Genomic DNA, 20,038 nt, shown 5'->3' on the forward strand with positions numbered 1-20,038 from the left:
GGTCATTTTTTACAATTGTCAATTCGGCGTAATTTACTATATTGCTTAATATACTAAGTATGGATACTTATTATGATGAATTATAATAAATTGGCTTTTGCTTTTAGCCCTGCACCAATTGTAGTGCTTAGCAATCGGCACATGGTCGAAATGAATAGCGCTTTCTCACAGATGTTTGGCTATGAACGTGAAGAGCTAATGCATCACTCGATTATTAAAATTTTCCCCAGTATCGAAGACTATGAGAAAGTTGGAAATGATGCTTTGCAAAGTTTATTGCAAAAAAATAGCCTGTATTATTCCGATCAACGTTTTATGCAGCATAAAAGTGGAGAAATTTTCTGGACACATACTCATGGGCGTACGCTCACGCCAGAAGACCCTTTTAAATTAATGGTGTGGCATTTTGAACGTATTGAACAACATCCCCTTGTAAATAAGCAAAAGTTAACGAAACGAGAGTCTGAGATTACTCAACTGATTGTCAACGGATTAACTTGTAAAGAAATTGCACGGAAGCTGTCACTCTCGCATCGAACCGTAGAAGCTCATAAAGCCAATTTAATGAAAAAACTCGATGTCCATTCTAAACATGAACTTAGTTCCAAAATTATTATTCAAAATAATCTGATACATCATAAGTAATTATTTTGATTTATTTTTCAGTGAAGCCCAAATACAAAAGGCGTAAATTAATACGCCTTTTTATATCTATTGAAATCCATATTAAGCCAAATTAAGAACACTTCGCCGTTTGGAAATTCTTGGTATTTTTACCACGCATACATTGATACGATTTTTCAGTTTCGATCAATTTCCAGTCATTATCCATATGTTTAAAACTATAAATGGTACGAATCGAACGAACAGAATCATCCATTAAACCTGTTTCCGTCACTTTCACTTGTGCAGCCGTTGGTGCTTCTACACTGTTAAAAAATTGACGAATTTCCACAGTCGATAATTCTTTGACTAAATCTGGACGCTCTTTTAATACTGTTGCTAATGGCGTATCTGGACTACTGACTTTATTGACTAGATTTTTTGTTGTCGCACAGCCTGCCAATAATCCTAAGCATAAGGCTGAAACCGAAACTAAACGCAACATGACAAATTCCCCATAGATATCATTACATACCCGTTATGATGCAATGCTTAGCCACATAACTCTATGGCAACAATGTAGCGTTTGTTTTTCTTGGTCAGAAATATGTATCCCTTTTTATTCAAGCAATAAAAAACACCGCAATGTTGCCATTACGGTGTTTAGTATTTCATTCAATTTTAACTTATAAATCGAATAATTTACCCGGGTTCATAATCCCGTTTGGATCGAAAACTTTTTTCAAGGCTTTCATGTATTCAATTTCTTCGGCACTACGTGAATATTCCAAATATGGCTTTTTGGTCATGCCCACACCGTGCTCGGCAGAGATAGAACCGTCATATTTTTTCACAGTATCGAATACGTATTTATTCACCACCTGACATTTTGCAAAGAATTCATCTTTGCTTAAATCGGCAGGTTTAAGAATGTTTAAGTGCAAGTTACCATCACCAATATGACCAAACCAGCAGATTTCAAAGTCTGGGTAGTTTTCTGCCACAATACTGTCAATTTCTTGAATAAACGCAGGCACGTGCGTAATCAAAACTGAAATATCATTTTTGTATGGAGTAAATGGCGCAATCGACTCAGAAATGTCTTCACGTAAACGCCATAAGCTTTCGACTTGCTCTAGGCTTTGGCTCAATACGCCATCCAGCACCCAACCTTGTTCCATGCAATGCTCAAAAATTTCCATCGCCTTGTCCATAATTGGCTCAAATGGCGCTTCAAATTCAAGTAACACATAGAATGGACATTGTGTTTCAAATGGACGTTGCACATGACCATGATCCAGTACTTTCTGCATTGCCAATTCACCAAAGAATTCAAATGCAGTTAAGTCAATTTTAGCTTGGAACGCATGTAGTACAGGCATCACCGCATTAAAATCAGGCACACCCAACACCATGACTTGAAGGTCTTGCGGTTGACGCTCTAATTTAATTTCAGCTTCAGTGACTAAACCTAAAGTCCCTTCGCCACCAATAAATAAATGCTGTAGCGCATAACCCGTAGCATTTTTAATCATGCCTTTGTTTAAACGTAAAATGTCGCCTTTACCCGTCACTACGGTTAAACCCAACACCCAGTTACGAGTCATGCCGTATTTAATCACTTTAATGCCACCTGCATTGGTACCAATATTGCCACCAATTTGTGAAGAACCTGCAGATGCAAAATCTACTGGGTAGTACATGCCTTGTTCTTGAGCATAACTCTGTAGTTGTTCAGTGACCACACCCGCTTGTACGCGTACCATACGGTCAGCAGGGAAAAATTCCAGAATCTGGTTCATTTTGTCCATGCTCACCACAATTTCACCATTGGCTGCCACTGCACCCGCAGATAAACCAGTACGACCACCCGATGGGGTTACCGCAACATTGTATTGGTTCGCAAGCTTAACAATGGCTTGAACTTGTTCAGTCGTTGCAGGGAAAACGATCACAGATGGGTTTGGATCAAAGTGTTTGGTATAATCCCGACCCCAATTTTGCAGGCTATCGGTATCCGTTTTAATACGGTTTTCGCCAACAATTTCGGTCAATTGGGTCAACAACTCTGGGGTTAAAGCGACTGGAGCATTCATCGTTTTCAGACCTTGCAATGAAGTAAACAAGTGGTGTCGAATCTAATGCATTATTCAACTGAAACAGCGTAACAAAGGAACAATAACTAGACAGCACGTGAAGTAATGGACAGTGCATCTGCACCGTATTTTTTCACGGAGCATTATTATAAGCCATTTTTCGATAAAACCCGCAGAAAATCACGTTTTAACAAGGTTACCTTGTAAATTACAGGCTTAGTTAGACCAATTACGACAGGTTGTGACGCATATTTCACCAAAATACCTGATCGCTGGGTCATAAAGGAAATGTATATCGACCTAAGTCCTATGTTATGATACTGCGACCAAATTTGGCCTTTGTAGCGGAGCCGTAATGAGCCAACATCTTTCCCTGCCTAAAGATAAAATTCGTTTCTTGTTGTTAGAAGGCGTTCACCAAAACGCAGTCGACACTTTAAATGCTGCTGGATACACCAACATCGATTATCGTAAAACTGCGCTTGAGGGTGAAGCGTTGAAAGAAGCGATCAAAGATGCACACTTCATTGGTATTCGTTCCCGTACTCAATTGACTGAAGAAATTTTTGAAGCAGCAAACAAACTGATTGCTGTGGGCTGTTTCTGTATCGGAACTAACCAGGTGAACTTAAATGCTGCGATGGTTCGCGGTATTCCAGTCTTTAACGCACCATATTCAAATACTCGTTCAGTGGCTGAACTTGTACTTGCAGAAGCTATTCTTCTTCTTCGCCGTGTACCTGAAAAATCGACAGATACACATGCAGGTGGCTGGAACAAATCTGCTGTAGGTTCATTTGAAACACGCGGTAAAACTTTAGGTATCGTAGGTTACGGTTCAATCGGTTCTCAACTTTCAGTTTTGGCTGAAAGCATGGGTATGAAAGTTATCTATTTTGATACAGTGACCAAATTACCTTTAGGTAATGCACGTCAAGTCGGTAGCATGGGTGAACTTCTTGCTAATGCTGATGTGGTTTCTTTACACGTTCCAGATGTTCCATCTACACGTAACTTCTTCGGTAAAGACCAATTTGCACAAATGAAAGAAGGTTCAATCTTCATCAATGCTGCACGTGGTACATGTGTCATCATCGAAGACTTAGCAGATGCCTTAAAATCAGGCCATCTTGCAGGTGCTGCGGTTGACGTGTTCCCGAAAGAGCCTAAAGCAAACGGTGAAGAATTTATTTCTCCATTACGTAACCTACCAAACGTGATCTTAACCCCGCACGTGGGTGGTTCGACCATGGAAGCGCAAGCAAATATTGGTTTAGAAGTTGCTGAGAAATTCGTTTCTTACTCAGACAAAGGCATGACCTTATCTGCTGTAAACTTCCCAGAAATTGCGTTGCCATTAACTGAAGGTAAACACCGCTTACTTCACATTCACAAGAATGTGCCTGGCGTACTTTCAAAAATCAACAACTTGTTTGCTGAACACGGCATCAACATCTCTGGTCAGTCTTTAATGACCAAAGGTGATGTTGGCTATTTAGTGATGGATGTTGATGCAACTGCATCTCAAGAAGCACTTGATACATTACAAGACGTTGAAGGTACAATCCGCGTTCGCGTATTGTTCTAAGTTATTCGATGTGAAAAACCACAGACTTGTGTCTGTGGTTTTTTATTGATTCATCCTCCGCTTAATTGAATCAATAAAGCGCATTTCACAACTTAAAATCGATCTATTACCTACAGGGAATAGATCGATTTTGTTTCAAGCTCAGTATTCCAACCAACATGCTCTTGTTTTGTTCTGCATCTATTGCACTAATTTAGTTCATCCCGTACAAGCTATTTCACCAGCACAGTGTTATGATTGAAAAAAATATACAAATTGATCATCTGATATAAAACAAAATGTCCTAACTCATGCTGAACTTTAAAACGCCCTCCTATTTACAAGCGGTTTTCCTGCTCTTTATTGCCATGCTCTGTGTGCAAAGTAGCGGTTCATTAGCCAAAATTCTGTTTCAGCAATTTCCAGTTCTTACCGTTTCTGCCATGCGTATGCTACTCGGTGCGCTCATTCTGGCAATTATTTTTCAAATCTGGAAAATTAATTTTAAAAACGTGCGTTGGTCTTCTATTTTAAGTTATGGCATCGCACTGGCAGGGATGAACGGCCTGTTTTATTTGTCGATTGAACGACTTCCTTTAGGCATCGCAGTTTCATTTGAATTTATTGGTCCCTTAAGTGTCGCCCTGTACTATGCTCGGCAAAAATACGACTTACTTTGGGTCAGCATGGCAATTTTAGGCTTAATCTTGCTGTTCCCTTTTGACCAAGCCACACAATCACTCGATTTAACGGGCATTGCCTTCGCGATTGGTGCAGGGGCATGTTGGGCGGTTTATATTATTGCAGGTCAACGTCCATCGGGCATTTCAGGCAATCATACGGTATGTTTGGGTATGTTTGTCGGCATGTTGTGTTTAATGCCTGTCGCGATGTTTTCAGGTATGACCAGTGATGTTTTCCTCCCCTCCAATTTATTCTATTTTATTGGCTTGGCCATTCTGGCGAGTGCCTTACCTTTTACTTTGGAGATGATTGCCTTACGCAACCTTACGGCAATGAGCTTTGGGACTTTAATGAGTCTAGAGCCTGCGATTGCAGCATTATCAGGCTTCGTCTTTCTAAATGAACAATTACTCTGGACGCAGTGGTTAGCCCTAAGCACCATTATTATAGCTTCGATTGGCTGTACCTATACGACCCAACAAGCCAAACGTGCTAAACAAAGCAGTTTAGCATCTTCAAGCCAAACCGATTGAGATGAGCCGTACCAATTATCTCAATAACTTCATATTAGACCCACCGCCCAAATGTAGAGAAAAAGCGATATGCGCAACAGTCAACTCAGTGCTGTCTTATTTATGGTACTTTCCATGTTGTCCTATCAAGTCAGTGCCTCTTATGCTAAGCAGCTCATGCAAGCATTAGACCCTTTTACTGTGGTGACTTTACGGCTTAGCTTTGCGTCTATTTTGGTAGTGTTGATGTTCCGTTCATGGAAAATCATACAACGCCTACCTCATTTAAAATGGCGAGACTTATTATTTTACAGCGCCGCAGTCTGTGTCATGAATGTTTTGTTTTATGCCTCTTTAGGTAAATTACCGCAAGGCATTGCCGTCGGATTAGAGTTTTTAGGACCACTGACCTTAGCACTGCTCTCGATTAAACACAAAAGTGATTATATTTGGGTCGGACTCGCAATTGCGGGGATTGCTCTAATGGTACCGTGGCAAGATACCCATGCTCACAATTTTTCTTATATCGGTGCAGCATATGCATTAGGTGCAGGTATTTGTTGGGCATTTTATATTTATTTTGGTCAAAGAGTTGCACGCCAAAATATGGGGATGCACGCATTGAGTATCGCCATCGTACTATCAACCCTGATTTTATTGCCGATTAACAGCGTGCGTAATCCTGATACGATGCTGCAATTTCAATACTGGCCACAAGCCTTAATCATTGCGCTTTTAGCCACTGCAATTCCTTATACTCTTGATTTAATGGCACTCAAACGTCTGAGTAAACTCAGCTATGGCACACTGTCGAGCTTATCTCCTGCTTTAGCAGCAATTGCAGGTATGCTGCTGTTAAAAGAACATATCACCCTATGGCAAACTTTAGCGCTGATTTGCATTATGACCGCTTCGGTCGGGGTCACCTACCGTGCCAGTCGCACTGCACCTGAATCTAGCGAAGTATCAGCCTCTTAAATCCCAATTTAACCCATCAAGAACAGTTGCTGAAGTTTAATCTCTGCCACTGTTCTTTAAACGACAATATTTCATCTAGCCAAGTGCCCTCAACTAAAATAACGCTTACGGGAAGACCCTTGAATTCAATGTGCTGAAAAACTACTATAATCAAAAGGATTGAAGAGAAGATAAGAAGAACAATGCAGCCACATATCCGCCTCAATATGATTGTAAAAAATGAAACCGCGGTGATTTTACGTTGCTTAAAATCGGTCAAACCGTGGATCCATTCTTGGGTGATTGTTGATACAGGATCAACAGATGGTACACAACAACTGATTCAAGACTTTATGCAAGATCTGCCTGGCAAGTTATTTGAGCGCCCTTGGCACAATTTTGGTTTTAATCGTACAGAAGCCCTACAACTGGCACAAGATCCATCCCTACCACATGCCGATTACCTGATGTTTATTGATGCCGACCAAACTCTCATGGTAGATCCTGAATTTCAATGGGGCACTTTATCGGGCTTAGCCTATTATTTTGAATATATTTACGGGAATACCCGCTACCAATTAAATTCGCTTGTTTCAACCCAAGTGCCATGGAAATGGGAAGGTGTTTTACACGAATATTTAAACTCACCAAAACCCCATCAATGGCAGCTACTCAAAGGTCTTCATGTTTTTGTACAACATGATGGTGCCAGAGGGCATGATCCCACAACTTATCTCAAAGATATTGAAATTCTAAAACAAGGGATCAAAGATGAACCCAACAATCTCCGATATAAATTTTATTTAGCACAAAGTTATCAAGATGCAAATTTACCCGAACAAGCCCTGCAAGCCTATCAAATACGCGCCGATGCAGGAGGATGGGAAGAAGAACGCTGGACAGCACAATTTCGTGCAGCAAAATTCATGGAAAAACTCAACAAACCGATAACTGACATTCGTAACGCTTATTTGCAAGCTTGGGTCAGCCGTCCACAACGCGCAGAACCTTTATATGAGCTTGCACGCTACTATCGTGAACAAAAGCAATTTGAAACTGCATGTCAATTTGCCTTGCAAGCTTGCCAGATCAAACGACCAAGTGACATTTTATTTGTCGATGACAGTGTCTACACATGGCGTGCGCTGGATGAACTGAGTGTTGCAGCATCCTATTGCCCACACTATAAAGAGGAAGGTAAAAAAGCCATCCTCAAATTATTGATGGAGCAAAAGTATCCAGATTCCGAAGAGGCACGACTCATTGCCAACCTACGCTTTTATAAATAAAAAACCCTTGCTTAGGCAAGGGTAGGCTTAGAAATTGGATTTAGCTATTGATACAACATTGCATCCGTTGAACTATTAAGCAGGAAAGAGAATTTGGTAACTTAATCGGACAATTAAAATAGACACTAATATTAAAAAGATGATACGAATAAAACCACTGCCATATTTTAAAGCCAGTTTAACTCCAACCAAAGAACCTGCTATATTGGCAACGGCCATAGTTAAACCAATGCCAAACAATACATGACCTGTAGGCACAAAAAAACTCAGTGCAGCGAAATTGGTCATGAAATTGGCAATTTTGGAGAGCGCTGAAGCATGAAGAAAATCGACTTTTAAGTAGCGAATAAAATAGAAAATAAAGAAACTGCCCGTTCCTGGTCCAAAAATACCATCATAAAAGCCAATCAAGACACTGCCGACTGCTGCAAGTACCAGTATTTTAGTGGTGATTTCCTGTTGAAAATGTACCTGACCAAATTGTTTCTTCATGAATGTGTAAATTGCGATAATAATCAACATACACAGTACAAAGGGTTTCAGTACTTGGGTAGGAATCATGGAAACACAGGCGGCCCCCAAGTAGGAACTAATAAAAGCCCCCACTCCAATCACCAATAGCAATTTCCATGATAAGGATACGCGGCGCATAAATGAAAATGCCGCAGATGCTGTGCCAAAAATAGAAGAGAGCTTATTGGTACCAAAAACTGTGGCTGGCGCCAACTGTGGCATTGCCCCCATAATGGCGGGAATTTGAATGAGTCCACCACCACCCACAGCAGCATCGATTGCTCCCGCACAAAAAGCAAAGAAGACCAAACTCAGAATAAGATCAAGTTCCATAATATTGGGTCTCCTACAGATTCAAAACACGTTTAGGAATTAAACGCTTTCGATCGTTGATTTCAGCCAGACCCAAGCACTTTTCACCATCAAAAACTAACACTTGTGCTTCGGCAGCATGATCAATATTACTTTCCATGCCACGACTAAAATATTCTGCCCGACCTTCTGGGACTTGAATTTGAGTAAAATGCTGTACGGGTGCATACACAGGCAATAACAGCGCTTCGCGCTCTTGTTCTGTTAAGCCTTCTAGATATTCAATGGTATAACTTGGAATCAGTTCAAAATGACCCGTTTGAATGCGTTGCAAATAGGTTAAATGCCCATAGGATCCTAAAGCTTTGGCAATATCTTCCCCCAACACACGAATATAGGTGCCTTTAGAGCAAGTCACATCTAAAGTAATGCTGTTTTCAGTAAAGGAAAGGAGCTGAATGGCTTCAATGGTTATTGGCCGTGCATCACGCTCCACTTCAATGCCTTTACGTGCCAATTCGTACAACGGACGACCCTGCTTTTTGAGTGCAGAATACATTGGAGGAATTTGCTGAATTTCTCCAACAAACTGATTCAATACCTGCTGAATTTTAGCTTCTGTCAGTTCTGGCACCGCTTGTTCAAGTAATATCTCCCCTTCCACATCACCCGTCGTTGTGCTGTGGCCAAGCTGGATCGTGGTTTGATAACGCTTGGTTGAATCTAATAAGAAATGAGAAAACTTCGTTGCTTCACCAAAGCAAATGGGTAATAAACCAGATGCCAAGGGATCCAAAGCACCCGTATGTCCTGCTTTCTCTGCCCTCAATAACCAGCGCACTTTTTGTAATGCCGCATTTGAACTAATACCCAAGGGTTTATTTAACAAAAACACCCCGTGAACCGCGCGGCGCTGGATTTTTGCAGCAGATGATTTCATAACTCAGAACACGTATTTCAACTGCCGCAATACTAACAACCGCTCATCTAGTTTTACAACTTTTCTGTTGTTTATTTGCGTTTGCATTGCACAATAAAACAAGTTCAGCGAATGAACTGCATAAAAATTAAAAATGGATATTAGGCATAGGATATGCAAAAAAAGAAATTATGGCTGATACTCGCCGTTGTAGTAATTATTCTACTTGGATTTTTAGTGTGGCTTGCGCCGAGTGCAACCACTGGCTCCAACACCACAGCCTCTTCACTCGCAGATGGGCAGTCGAATTCGACATCGACTCTTTCAGGGAATACAGTGTTATCGCATAGCTCCACACAGCCTTTTGTCAGCACAAGCCAACAAGATACCGAAGTGAATTGTCAGCTTAGTTTAGATCAAAGTCAGCATTTAATCGTGAATGAACAAACGCGAAATTGCTTTGAATATTTCATTACTCAATACGGGGAAAAGCAGATTGATCAAATTAAGCAAGATTTCACGCGTTACATGCAAAAAGGCTACAAAGAGCCTGCTTTAAGCCAAATTATTGATTTATGGAATCGCTATATTGATTACCGTATTCAGTTAGGTAACTTAAAAGAACCCAACCTAGATAAACAAGACCCAGAGTACTATCGAAAAGTTTTTTCACTGATGAAAAACTTACGCACACAATTTTTTTCCCCTACTGAAATTGAGGGATTATTTGGTGCAGAAAATACCTACCATGAATATACCTTAGACCGCATGTCAATCATGGCAGATTCATCTCTAAATGAAGTTCAAAAGGCACAAAAACTAAAAGAACTATTTGCCCAGTTGCCTGAAGATTGGCGTGAAAATTTGGAACAATTGTCTAAGTTGGAAGATCTACGCAAATTGACCAGTGATATTAAAGCTCGCGGTGGTTCTGCTGATGAACTTCGCCAAATGCGTATGAATTTAGTCGGTGCTGATGCAACCGCTAGACTAGAACAACTAGACCAAGATCGAGGTCAATGGAAATTACGTGTGAATGACTACTTAATGCAGCGTGACCAAATTCTAAAGAGCCAGATGAGCGAATCTGCACAACAACAAGCCATTGCTCAATTACGCCAGCAACAATTTAAAAATCCACAAGAACAACTTCGACTTGGAACTTTTGAAACCACACATGACTCAGGAGGAAAACTACCCTTCGCAGAATAATTCTGCCCAACCAAACCTTTTTTCAGGATGAAAATATGTATAAAACGAAAAAAATAGCACATAGCATTTCACTGCTGGGTTTAGTCGCATGCATCGGATTCACTACCAGTTCGGTAACTGCGGGCGTGCTTAGCGTAAATACCACTGCTCAAAGTACCTATGCTAAAACCAAATACCCATTATTATTTACTCATGGGATGTTTGGTTTCAGTCGTGTTGGTGTCGCCGAATTCGGCTTAGATTATTGGTATCAAATTCTGCCCGATTTGGCACGTAATGGTGCAACCACCTTTGCCGCACAAATTTCGCCTTTAGAATCGACCGAAGTTCGTGGCGAACAACTGTTACAACAAGTCGAAGAAGTGATGGCTATTACGGGAAAACCCAAAGTCAATTTAATTGGACATAGTCATGGGGGACCGACGATTCGCTATGTCGAAGCAGTTAAACCACAATATGTCGCATCACTCACGGGGGTTGGTGCAACATTCAGAGGCTCCAAAGTCGCAGACGATTTACTGTCAAGCCAAACAGGTTCACAGCTCTTGAGCATCGCTACGGATTATATTATTGGACCACTTATTACCTTTGCCGAGGGGAACCCATCTCTGAAAAGCGATCTTAAAGCCTCGCTAACCTCGATCAGTGAAAAAGGTTCTCAAGTGTTCAATCAAAAATACCCAACCACAGCCTTAGCATCGGACTGTAGTAAAAGTGGAGCCAGCTCCAATAATGGGATTTACTATTATTCTTGGACAGGAACCTCTCAAGTGACCAACGTGATTGATGTTGCAGACAGTGCCATTTCGCTGCTGGCTCCAATCTCCTATATCAGCACTGACAATGACGGATTGGTTGCGCGTTGCAGCACCCATTTCGGCAAAGTCATTCGTGATAATTACGATTGGAATCACTTAGATGAAGTCAACCAAGTTTTGGGATTAAGAGGTCTCTTCAGCCCCGATCCAGTCGATGTTTATCGTCAACATGCCAACCGCTTAAAACTTCAAGGGCTTTAATACACCCTCCCGCTAAGCAGATGACTTAGCGGGATTTATTTAGAATTATAAAGTTACAATTTGTATTTAATTTAATCGGATTTATCTGCCCAATCCTCACTCCAACTTTATACTCATTTTGACAATTATTTTTGTCGATAGAAAAATTAAAATAGAGGAAGATCAATGAAATATGAACTATTGATAGCTGGACTGCTATCAACCTGCGTACTAAGCACCACCCAAACTCAAGCCAGCGCTTCACAAATTCAAGCTAAATACGTCACCTCAAACTATGCAAAAACCAAATATCCATTGGTCTTTGCACATGGTATGGGAGGATGGATTCGTGCAGGCACAGATGAGCTGGGTGTAGATTATTGGTATCAAATTTTGCCTGATTTAGCACGTAATGGTGCCAACGCATGGGCAACACGCGTTTCGCCCTTTAATAGCTCCGAAGTTCGTGGGGAACAACTGCTACAACAAGTCGATGAAATTTTAGCAATTACCGGTGCAAGCAAAGTCAATTTACTGGGGCATAGTCACGGTGGGCATAGTATTGCTTATGTTTCAAATGTTGCCCCCTCTAAAGTTGCGTCATCGACTGCAATATCAAGCCCTTTAAAAGGCTCACCTGTGGCTGATCTGATTATTTCAGCTCAAGGTACACCATTAGAGCAGCCCTTAGTTAGCCTGATTAACTTTGGTTCTAAAGCGATTGTATGGGCACAACAGCAGGATCCTAATTCACTCCCGCATGATGCCCTTGCTGCTGGAAAAAGCTTAAGTCAGGCAGGATCTAAATCATTTAGTCAAAAGTATGCTTTAGGTATGCCGAAGACTGCCTGCGGTGAAGGTGCTGCAACAGAAAATGGCATTTACTTCTATTCGTTCTCTGGTAATTCAACTCTAACCAATATCCTTGATCCTGATTCATTATTGGCAGCAACAGGTTTATTGATGCAAGCTCCGAATGACAATGATGGCTTGGTCTCACGTTGTAGCGCAAAGTATGGCAAAACCATTCGAGATAATTACAACTGGAACCACTTAGATGTGATTAATCAGTTCTTTGCTTTGCGTTCGGTATTCTCACCAGATCCAGTCGATGTTTATCGTCAACATGCCAACCGTTTAAAACTTCAAGGGCTCTAAAGTTTGGCCAAAAAAAATGCGCCAAACGGCGCATTTTTTCACTCAAATAAAACTGATTAAGCAACAGTTTTACGAGCTGGTAACTTTTCACGAATACGTGCAGCTTTACCAGACAATTCACGTAGGTAGTAAAGTTTAGCACGACGAACGTCACCACGACGTTTCACTTCGATTTTAGCAACGATTGGAGAATGAGTTTGGAATACACGCTCAACACCAACACCGCTCGAAATTTTACGTACTGTGAACGCAGAGTTCAAACCACGGTTTTTCTTCGCGATTACAACACCTTCAAATGCTTGAAGACGCTCACGATCACCTTCTTTTACTTTTACCTGAACGATAACAGTGTCACCTGGTGCAAAAGCAGGGATGTCTTGTTTAAGCTGTGCATTTTCAACAGCTTGTACTAAAGGATGCTTACCGCTCATGGGGTATCTCCAATATGTGTGGGTCAGAAGAGGTCTGAGATCCACTGGGTATAGAGGCTAAAGCGCATAGACCCGATTGACTTTCCCTTTATGCTTGACCGCTTCAAGACATAAAGAGCCTAATAAACAACACTTCAACACAACCGTTCAAGCATTGGATTCGGAAAATAACCTGAAGTTATCTCCCTTATAAATCTTTGAGCCATTTTTTTTGCTGCTTGGTCAACTCTACCTTTTCCACCAACTCAGGTCGGCGTTCAAGAGTCCGCTGATATCGCTGCAAAAACCGCCATTTTTCAATGTTGGCATGATGTCCCGACTTTAAAATATCGGGCACATCCAAACCCTCAAAATGGTCTGGCTTGGTATATTGTGGGCAATCTAACAGACCGTCCACAAAAGAATCTTGCACAGCTGACTGCTCATCAGACATGGTATTCGGCAAACGTCGAATAATACTGTCCAACAAGACCATCGCTGGAAGCTCTCCACCAGATAAAACGTAATCCCCAATTGACCATTCCTGATCAACATATTTTTGGATTAAACGTTCATCTACCCCTTCATAACGACCGCATAACACAATCAATCCGTCATAATCGACAAACTGTTGCACCGCAGGCTCATTTAAGGTTTTGCCTTGTGGCGACATATACACCACAGGAACATGGATGGCTCCCGCTTGCTCTGCAAGTTGTTTGGCATGTTGAATCGCTTTTGCCAAAGGCTCTGCCATCATCACCATACCTGGACCACCACCAAAGGGACGTTCATCCACTCTTTTGTAGTTGCCCTCAGCAAATTCACGTGGGTTAATACAATGGACTTGTACAATGTCACGTTTTGCTGCGCGCCCGCTAATACCGTAGGCTGTAATCGCTTCAAACATTTCAGGAAAAAGCGTAATGACTGCAAAAAACATCGCAGACTCCCGTATTTCCAAAAATAATTAGTAATCTACGCCCCAATTCACGTAAATACGACCAGCTTCGAGATCAACGCGTTGTACCACATCTTTATGCCATGGAATCATCCGCTCTTCACTATCGATGCTTTCAGCAGTTGCGCGAACCACCATCACATCATTAGCGCCTGTTTCAAACATTTCATGGATTTGACCAAGATTGACTTCTTGTTCTTCATCATTCAAACCTAACACCGTTAAGCCCTTTAAATCAGACCAATAATACTCGTCCACGCCTGCTTGAGGCAGTTGCGATTTTGAAATCCAAACATTTGCACCAACCAAATTATCTGCTGCTGTGCGATCACTCACACCTTTCAGCGAAACAACCAAGCCTTTGCCATGTGGTTTCCAACGTTTTACATCTACTGTTTGCCAACCTGCTTTGGTCTCAATGTACCAAGGCAGGTAGTCAAAGATGTTGCTCATAGGTTCTGTATTGGAATAGACCCAGAGCCACCCATTTAATCCATATGCTGAACGTAACTGTCCAATCTGAATACGATCTTCGGGAACATTCTGTGTTGGTGTCATGGGCTACCTACTACTTAATCTAAAATTATGCAGTAGCTGCAGCTTTCTTAGCTTGAGCAGCTAAAGAAGCAACACGATCAGAAGGTTGAGCACCTTGTGCTACCCAGTGAGCAAAACGGTCAGCATCTAAACGAAGTTTTTCTGCTTTACCTTGAGCTGTCGGGTTGAAGAAACCAATACGTTCGATGAAACGACCGTCACGAGCATTACGGCTATCAGTCACAATGATTTGATAGAACGGACGTTTTTTAGCACCACCGCGTGCAAGACGAATAACTACCATGATACAACCTTATAGTTTTTACGGATTATCCCTGTACCGACCATCGATACACTTCAAACCCCTTTCATAGAGGGCGACATTCTACGCTAAATTCTGCAAGAGGGAAAGATCAAAAAATGATTTATCCACAGTTTTGAATTTAGAGCTTAGCGACCATCCCAAGTTGAACTAGCTGACAGCACACATGTGGTTGCAGCTTTTGACCAGTATTTTTGTCCTTGATCATTTAAACAGATAACCCCATTACCATCTTGAACTGTCCCTGATTTAGGTGTAGCAATCAACAACCAACCATTCGTATTAGCAGAACTATTTGTTAATGCAACATTATTTCTATCTGTGAGCGTGAAATCATACATCCCATCAGAAGTTTGAGCCGAACCATGCACATTGGATAATGTTCTTCCCGCAAAGTTACTGTTGGCAAGTTTATAATTCGCCAAACTACGTGCAACTTGTAACATTTCAGCTTGTGCATCAGCTCTTTGTACACGGACCTTGTAACCTGTATAAGATGGGTAAGCAATTGCCGCAAGAATTCCAATAATTGCTACAACAATCATTAACTCGATAAGTGTAAAGCCCTTCATTACCAACTTTCGCTCCCTGTTGCAGATGTTCCACAATCAGAATATGTGACATTTGCTCTTGTTTTATTCTTGCAACGTAAACCAGAACTGGTCATTAAAAAATTATAGTTTTTTACATCACTGGTTTCAGCAATCATTGCCCAACGCCGTGCTCTAATTGCTGGCGAAGCGGTCGTATCTGTTAATAACTTGGTCGGATCATCACCATCACGAATAGTAATGGTGTATTTAATGCCTGAGCTAGTTGCCCCCCGTGGCAAGGTTACAGAATTCATCGCACCTGTAACCCCATAAATAAAATTGGGATCAAACCCTCTATAAGAAAAGTTACGTGATTTATGGCGCTCCAATTGTTCCGCAATTTTTTGCAGTTCTTGTTGCGCTAATCCTGCGTCTGCACGACGTACATAATTCAAATAGCTTGGTATTGCAATCGCAGCAAAAATTGCCACGATCACAATAACAATCATCAATTCAATTAAGGTAAAACCTTGTTGTCCTCGCCCTAAATTACACCAAACAACATGTAATTTAGGGATTTTATTGTTATTTATTGCACCCATTTTTCATACCACCGTGTTGGATTGACAATTCGACGGCATTCCCATTTACCCACCCCTCCCTGATTGGTACTGATAGTTGATTCGCAGTCCGGTCCACCTGTACCCGAACCTGTTGGCACTAAAGCAATACCACGAATACCCGAACCAATTGGATTATCATTACACTCAGCCACACCAGCAGGGCATCCTGTCGTTTTTGTAACAAATCCTGTCCCACCTTCTCGAGTAATATCAACGGCACCGCTCGTAGTCAAACATGCACCAAATGGTAAGCAATACCTTTGACGGTCTGTTTCACCCACCACACGCGGTAAACATGGGTTTTGTGGTGCAATACCCGTACCTTGCGGGTCATATACCGGCACAATTAGATTTCCCGTAATCGCCATTGGTTCTTCAAAGGCCTTCATTCCACCTAGTACACGGAAGCTTCCTCCAGCACGCTCTGTACCAGCTCCATTACTTGAAAGTGAACGATACCAACCATCTTTACTTGCACTTGTACCAATAAAGGTAGATGCAACAACACCTGATAATAATTGTGGATTTTTTTGCAAATTCGCGAGGGTCTTATTTTGAGACTCTAAGGTTGGAGAACCTGTAATTAAATTACGCTTAATAAAGTCACGATCAATAATACCATATACGTTATTGACCAACCGATCAGTCAAGGCTGTGGTTGGTAACATACCATCACGACCTACACTCGGATAAACATCAAGTGGTGTGCTTCGGTTACCGGATGCCAAACCAACAAGAATAAATGTGGTCGCCCCTTGATCATGAATCGTTACGGTTGGTGCCTCATAAAAACGTGGATTTTTACCTAAAGTCAATGCCGCACCAGTCGTCCCATCCGTTGCAAGATTTGCTAAACGAGCAACACGCACACCAAATGCACTGTAAGTTGACCCAGATAAAGTTTGGCTATTATTTAAGTCAGCACGAAAGACTTGCCCACCTAAATCACCGAAATAAAGATGATCAATCAGACCATCTGCATCACGATCCAGTGCACTGATGCGGCTTACCACACTGTGCGTCATATTGGCATTATTGGTGTCTGCACCAGTCGAACTTGCCCACCAGATACGCTCACCTGTTTTTGCATCAATAATATAAACTGCATTTCCTTGAGCAGCTGACTTATTATTACAAGTGGTATCAGGATAATCTGTTGTTGCAACAGTTGCTCCTAAACGGAAGCTAGGGTTTTCATAACATTGATCATAGCCCCCACCAACAATCATAACGCGACGAATTGCGCCGTTATAACGAATATTTGCCAATACTGGTTTAGACCAAGATTGTCCCATTCGACTGTAATTAGAGATATCAGGACCAACTCTAAATAATAACTTCGGACTCGTAGGGGTCAACACATCTAAACCATAATAGCTGCTCCCCCCCATACGTAACCCGCCATAAATATTCATTTGGCGTGCTTTAACCATACTACTTTCTGAAGATGATGCAGCTTTTTGAGTTTTATAAGCAGGATCTGCCACCCATGCACCATCCACGCCATCTACAGGCGCATTGGTGTCATCTTGTCCTTTTACCAATGCTTTAGATGATACTGTGCCTCTTAATAATTCAGCAGGAACAAATACCATTTGCTCTACACCAGTTTCACCATCGACCAAATGCAAACCGCCATCCATTGTTCCATACAATACTGATTGACTTCGGGTACTAGTTAATTCTCCAGCACTGTCTAGCGTACCTGAGTAAGTCAACTGAACTGGGAAGGAGTGAATACTTCCGCCCATTGCTAAATATGGCGAATTTGGAGTAGTCAACGTGGTTGGCAGAGCTGTAGCCGTCTCGTCTAGAGGAACACTATAACCCAAATAGTTTAATAACTTTTGCTTGACCAATAATGGGAAATCTTTAAGCGTTGTTTGGGTACCAAACTGACTCAAAATATAGGTTGTGATATTAGAAGAGGGTAAAGTTCCACTTGGAATAGTAAGCAAGCTCGCGCCATTTGCAGCATTCGTTAAAGTAGATCCCCCAGTCGCAGATACATCGGTATACAAGCGACGTAGTTGATTAGCATTTGCTGTATAAGCATATTGTTTTGGGGTCACACTTAAATTTTGAGATTGCCCTAGAATTGGCATTGGAACTTTGGAATAAGCACCACCTAGAGTAATAATGCCGCCATCATTATAACTTTCATTCTGATAAACACTTGCACTGTTCCATAAGTCCTTGGTGTTGGCTTGGAAACCACCATCTGTATTGTAAACCAAGGTTGTACCATTCGCCGCAGCGAAAGCACCAGCATTCGTACCAGAAAGCAAAACTTGATATTTCTTTAAGTTCCCAGCCCAAATAACTTTATTACTCTGAGGGTTTGGCTCTAAAGCACGCAAATAACCATAAGGTTGCAAACCATTTGGGTTCAAACTATCCACTGGCACTGAAATCGCACCCGTAGTTAATGGCTCCAAAGGTGCAGCACCCAAGTTATTAATAAAGGCAATTACACTATCAGTTACCCCTGACGAACTTTGTGTTGTAAAGAATCCACCATTACCATAACCAGGATAGGTAACTGAATATGTACCCTGACCTGGCGAACATGCATCATCACCCGCTCTATCAGGCTGCGAACGTGAACTTAGCTTACATGCATTCTGCACATAAGACTGACTCAAGCTATTCATTTCATTACCAAAACCTACAAAAGCAGTTTGGATAGAAACACCTGCTGGATTGGTAGATGCATTAAAGAGCTTCTTAGCAAATTCCCCCATACAGTCCCAACCAGAATCACTGCCCCCACCAGTTAAGCCACCTGAACAACTAAAATTTGCTCCATGGGTACTACCTAATGCAGTAGACATAATTTTTGTTGCTTCACTTACTGAAGTATTATTCGCTGCACCATCCGATAAGACATAAACCCCTTGTCCATCACATGAGACTCTGTCTGCTACAGCTGGTAATGGTGATTTATATCTTGCATTCGCATTTGAAGCAGTACGATCAACCACAATTCCTGGATTGGATGTTGTATCATTCGCCTTGGAGCTTGGCATACCACTGTTACTATCATATAGTGTTTTTGTTTCAACCACGTAATAATAATAATAGTCATAAGTACCATCATAATAAGTGTTATATTGGACACCATTAACAAAACCTGACGGTTGGGATGTAGCCCAACTTGACCAATAGCTATTACTTCTACAACTTTGCCATAAGTTTGTGTAATCGATGCCACTGTCCCGATACTGGGTACAATAGCTATAATTGGTCTGGTTATTTGATCTTCTGACTCGCTTAATAAAACTGTCTTTCCGAATATCATAATTCGTTTCTGAATATGTAGTGGTTCCCATTAAGTACGCTGCCGCCTCAGCATACGCATGTGCTGTAGGTGTATAGCTATTTGCCGTTAAATTCTGAACAGCCTGTTTAAGTTTATAACGTTGAGAACCGACTGTATTTAAGGTACTCACATCACCTAATGGAGCAGCAGGGACCAAGATATTACCTGTCTGCCCATCACCCCCTGTAGAATAATTCCCTAACCCAACTCGCACATCGGTCAAAATAGGGTTATTACTTCCCAAAAATGCATACATCCCTTGTTGCAAACGGTATAAACGTGAGCCTGTTTGTCCTGAATCTGAATTACCCATAGAGCCTGATGTATCCAACATCATAACAATGGTTTTTTTACCTGCACTTGGTTTTGCATAAATTTGTAAATCTGTCGCTTGAACCACAGATGATGCAATGAGCAACGTCCCCGTAAATACTACTGAAAATACAGCACCAGTATGAATTTGGGTGCGATCTTTTCGCTCAAACTTATTTGGTTTCATTATTGTTCTCC

18 protein-coding genes and 1 pseudogene are annotated in these 20,038 nt (G+C 41.4%); 8 read left to right on the forward strand and 11 right to left on the reverse strand.

Annotation, left to right across the window (positions count from 1 at the left end):
- Positions 1 to 72: 72 nt before the first annotated feature.
- Positions 73 to 645: a LuxR C-terminal-related transcriptional regulator gene (locus F4W09_RS06645; protein ID WP_228155354.1), complete on the forward strand. Its 573-nt coding sequence runs from the start codon at positions 73 to 75 to the stop codon at positions 643 to 645.
- Positions 646 to 736: 91 nt separating this feature from the next.
- On the opposite strand, the gene F4W09_RS06650 is transcribed toward F4W09_RS06645, so the two are convergent.
- A complete protein-coding gene (locus F4W09_RS06650; RefSeq protein ID WP_151504372.1) occupies positions 737 to 1,108 on the reverse strand; it encodes a hypothetical protein in 372 nt (123 codons plus the stop codon).
- 181 nt (positions 1,109 to 1,289) lie between these two features.
- Positions 1,290 to 2,699 carry a D-2-hydroxyglutarate dehydrogenase gene (locus tag F4W09_RS06655; protein ID WP_151504373.1) on the reverse strand — a complete coding sequence of 470 codons (1,410 nt, stop codon included), beginning with the start codon at positions 2,697 to 2,699 and terminating at the stop codon, positions 1,290 to 1,292.
- A 355-nt stretch (positions 2,700 to 3,054) separates the two neighbouring features.
- Between F4W09_RS06655 and serA the strand changes: the two genes are divergently transcribed.
- From serA to F4W09_RS06675, 4 genes are all read left to right on the forward strand, one after another.
- Positions 3,055 to 4,287, forward strand: coding sequence for a phosphoglycerate dehydrogenase (gene serA / locus F4W09_RS06660; RefSeq protein WP_016168665.1), 1,233 nt, complete (start codon positions 3,055 to 3,057; stop codon positions 4,285 to 4,287).
- 290 nt (positions 4,288 to 4,577) lie between these two features.
- The gene (locus F4W09_RS06665; RefSeq protein ID WP_151504374.1) at positions 4,578 to 5,483 is read left to right on the forward strand and encodes an EamA family transporter; all 906 of its coding nucleotides are present in this window, start codon (positions 4,578 to 4,580) and stop codon (positions 5,481 to 5,483) included.
- 69 nt (positions 5,484 to 5,552) lie between these two features.
- Positions 5,553 to 6,440 carry an EamA family transporter gene (locus F4W09_RS06670; RefSeq protein WP_151504375.1) on the forward strand — a complete coding sequence of 296 codons (888 nt, stop codon included), beginning with the start codon at positions 5,553 to 5,555 and terminating at the stop codon, positions 6,438 to 6,440.
- Positions 6,441 to 6,622: 182 nt separating this feature from the next.
- Positions 6,623 to 7,708 carry a glycosyltransferase gene (locus tag F4W09_RS06675; RefSeq protein WP_151504376.1) on the forward strand — a complete coding sequence of 362 codons (1,086 nt, stop codon included), beginning with the start codon at positions 6,623 to 6,625 and terminating at the stop codon, positions 7,706 to 7,708.
- A 75-nt stretch (positions 7,709 to 7,783) separates the two neighbouring features.
- Here the strand turns inward: F4W09_RS06675 and F4W09_RS06680 are convergent, their stop codons facing one another.
- Together F4W09_RS06680 and truB are read right to left on the reverse strand one after the other, a co-directional pair.
- Entirely contained in the window at positions 7,784 to 8,554 is a 771-nt protein-coding gene (locus F4W09_RS06680) for a sulfite exporter TauE/SafE family protein (RefSeq protein ID WP_151504377.1), read from the reverse strand.
- A gap of 13 nt (positions 8,555 to 8,567) precedes the next feature.
- Positions 8,568 to 9,473 (reverse strand): tRNA pseudouridine(55) synthase TruB, encoded by a 906-nt coding sequence (gene truB, locus F4W09_RS06685; protein WP_151504378.1) that lies wholly within the window; start codon positions 9,471 to 9,473, stop codon positions 8,568 to 8,570.
- 153 nt (positions 9,474 to 9,626) lie between these two features.
- Between truB and F4W09_RS06690 the strand changes: the two genes are divergently transcribed.
- The 3 genes from F4W09_RS06690 (at position 9,627) to F4W09_RS06700 (ending at position 12,820) form a co-directional block, all read left to right on the forward strand.
- Positions 9,627 to 10,664, forward strand: coding sequence for a lipase secretion chaperone (locus F4W09_RS06690; RefSeq protein ID WP_151504379.1), 1,038 nt, complete (start codon positions 9,627 to 9,629; stop codon positions 10,662 to 10,664).
- 35 nt (positions 10,665 to 10,699) lie between these two features.
- On the forward strand, positions 10,700 to 11,683 hold the full coding sequence (locus F4W09_RS06695) for a lipase family alpha/beta hydrolase (RefSeq protein WP_016168673.1): 984 nt from the start codon (positions 10,700 to 10,702) through the stop codon (positions 11,681 to 11,683).
- Positions 11,684 to 11,848: 165 nt separating this feature from the next.
- Entirely contained in the window at positions 11,849 to 12,820 is a 972-nt protein-coding gene (locus tag F4W09_RS06700; protein WP_151504380.1) for a lipase family alpha/beta hydrolase, read from the forward strand.
- Between the two features lie 56 nt (positions 12,821 to 12,876).
- On the opposite strand, the gene rplS is transcribed toward F4W09_RS06700, so the two are convergent.
- The 7 genes and pseudogenes from rplS to F4W09_RS06735 all read right to left on the reverse strand — a co-directional run bounded on the left by rplS (position 12,877) and on the right by F4W09_RS06735 (position 19,971).
- Positions 12,877 to 13,251: a 50S ribosomal protein L19 gene (rplS, locus tag F4W09_RS06705; RefSeq protein ID WP_016168675.1), complete on the reverse strand. Its 375-nt coding sequence runs from the start codon at positions 13,249 to 13,251 to the stop codon at positions 12,877 to 12,879.
- 187 nt (positions 13,252 to 13,438) lie between these two features.
- Positions 13,439 to 14,173, reverse strand: a complete 735-nt coding sequence (gene trmD / locus F4W09_RS06710) for a tRNA (guanosine(37)-N1)-methyltransferase TrmD (protein ID WP_151504381.1) — start codon at positions 14,171 to 14,173, stop codon at positions 13,439 to 13,441.
- Positions 14,174 to 14,200: 27 nt separating this feature from the next.
- Positions 14,201 to 14,749 (reverse strand): ribosome maturation factor RimM, encoded by a 549-nt coding sequence (gene rimM, locus F4W09_RS06715; protein WP_151504382.1) that lies wholly within the window; start codon positions 14,747 to 14,749, stop codon positions 14,201 to 14,203.
- Positions 14,750 to 14,774: 25 nt separating this feature from the next.
- A complete protein-coding gene (gene rpsP / locus F4W09_RS06720) occupies positions 14,775 to 15,032 on the reverse strand; it encodes a 30S ribosomal protein S16 (protein WP_016168678.1) in 258 nt (85 codons plus the stop codon).
- Positions 15,033 to 15,178: 146 nt separating this feature from the next.
- Complete coding sequence (locus F4W09_RS06725) at positions 15,179 to 15,622, reverse strand: type IV pilin protein (RefSeq protein WP_151504383.1); 444 nt, start codon at positions 15,620 to 15,622, stop codon at positions 15,179 to 15,181.
- The gene (locus tag F4W09_RS06730) at positions 15,622 to 16,185 is read right to left on the reverse strand and encodes a type IV pilin protein (RefSeq protein WP_151504384.1); all 564 of its coding nucleotides are present in this window, start codon (positions 16,183 to 16,185) and stop codon (positions 15,622 to 15,624) included. The genes F4W09_RS06725 and F4W09_RS06730 overlap by 1 nt, the downstream gene beginning before the upstream one ends.
- Positions 16,173 to 19,971 (reverse strand): annotated as a pseudogene (locus F4W09_RS06735) (PilC/PilY family type IV pilus protein). The gene F4W09_RS06730 and the pseudogene F4W09_RS06735 overlap by 13 nt, the downstream one beginning before the upstream one ends.
- Positions 19,972 to 20,038: the final 67 nt, after the last annotated feature.

It is taken from the genome of Acinetobacter tandoii (genome assembly GCF_008867985.1).
Taxonomy (GTDB): Bacteria; Pseudomonadota; Gammaproteobacteria; order Pseudomonadales; family Moraxellaceae; genus Acinetobacter; species Acinetobacter tandoii.

Coding starts and splice junctions, on each gene's coding strand:
- F4W09_RS06645 (WP_228155354.1), top strand. CDS start 73: ATGATGAATTATAATAAATTGGCTTTTGCTTTTAGCCCTGCACCAATT.
- rimM (WP_151504382.1), bottom strand. CDS start 14,749: ATGACACCAACACAGAATGTTCCCGAAGATCGTATTCAGATTGGACAG.
- serA (WP_016168665.1), top strand. CDS start 3,055: ATGAGCCAACATCTTTCCCTGCCTAAAGATAAAATTCGTTTCTTGTTG.
- F4W09_RS06680 (WP_151504377.1), bottom strand. CDS start 8,554: ATGGAACTTGATCTTATTCTGAGTTTGGTCTTCTTTGCTTTTTGTGCG.
- F4W09_RS06690 (WP_151504379.1), top strand. CDS start 9,627: ATGCAAAAAAAGAAATTATGGCTGATACTCGCCGTTGTAGTAATTATT.
- F4W09_RS06730 (WP_151504384.1), bottom strand. CDS start 16,185: ATGGGTGCAATAAATAACAATAAAATCCCTAAATTACATGTTGTTTGG.
- F4W09_RS06650 (WP_151504372.1), bottom strand. CDS start 1,108: ATGTTGCGTTTAGTTTCGGTTTCAGCCTTATGCTTAGGATTATTGGCA.
- rplS (WP_016168675.1), bottom strand. CDS start 13,251: ATGAGCGGTAAGCATCCTTTAGTACAAGCTGTTGAAAATGCACAGCTT.
- F4W09_RS06655 (WP_151504373.1), bottom strand. CDS start 2,699: ATGAATGCTCCAGTCGCTTTAACCCCAGAGTTGTTGACCCAATTGACC.
- F4W09_RS06675 (WP_151504376.1), top strand. CDS start 6,623: ATGCAGCCACATATCCGCCTCAATATGATTGTAAAAAATGAAACCGCG.
- rpsP (WP_016168678.1), bottom strand. CDS start 15,032: ATGGTAGTTATTCGTCTTGCACGCGGTGGTGCTAAAAAACGTCCGTTC.
- F4W09_RS06665 (WP_151504374.1), top strand. CDS start 4,578: ATGCTGAACTTTAAAACGCCCTCCTATTTACAAGCGGTTTTCCTGCTC.
- trmD (WP_151504381.1), bottom strand. CDS start 14,173: ATGTTTTTTGCAGTCATTACGCTTTTTCCTGAAATGTTTGAAGCGATT.
- F4W09_RS06725 (WP_151504383.1), bottom strand. CDS start 15,622: ATGAAGGGCTTTACACTTATCGAGTTAATGATTGTTGTAGCAATTATT.
- F4W09_RS06670 (WP_151504375.1), top strand. CDS start 5,553: ATGCGCAACAGTCAACTCAGTGCTGTCTTATTTATGGTACTTTCCATG.
- F4W09_RS06700 (WP_151504380.1), top strand. CDS start 11,849: ATGAAATATGAACTATTGATAGCTGGACTGCTATCAACCTGCGTACTA.
- F4W09_RS06695 (WP_016168673.1), top strand. CDS start 10,700: ATGTATAAAACGAAAAAAATAGCACATAGCATTTCACTGCTGGGTTTA.
- truB (WP_151504378.1), bottom strand. CDS start 9,473: ATGAAATCATCTGCTGCAAAAATCCAGCGCCGCGCGGTTCACGGGGTG.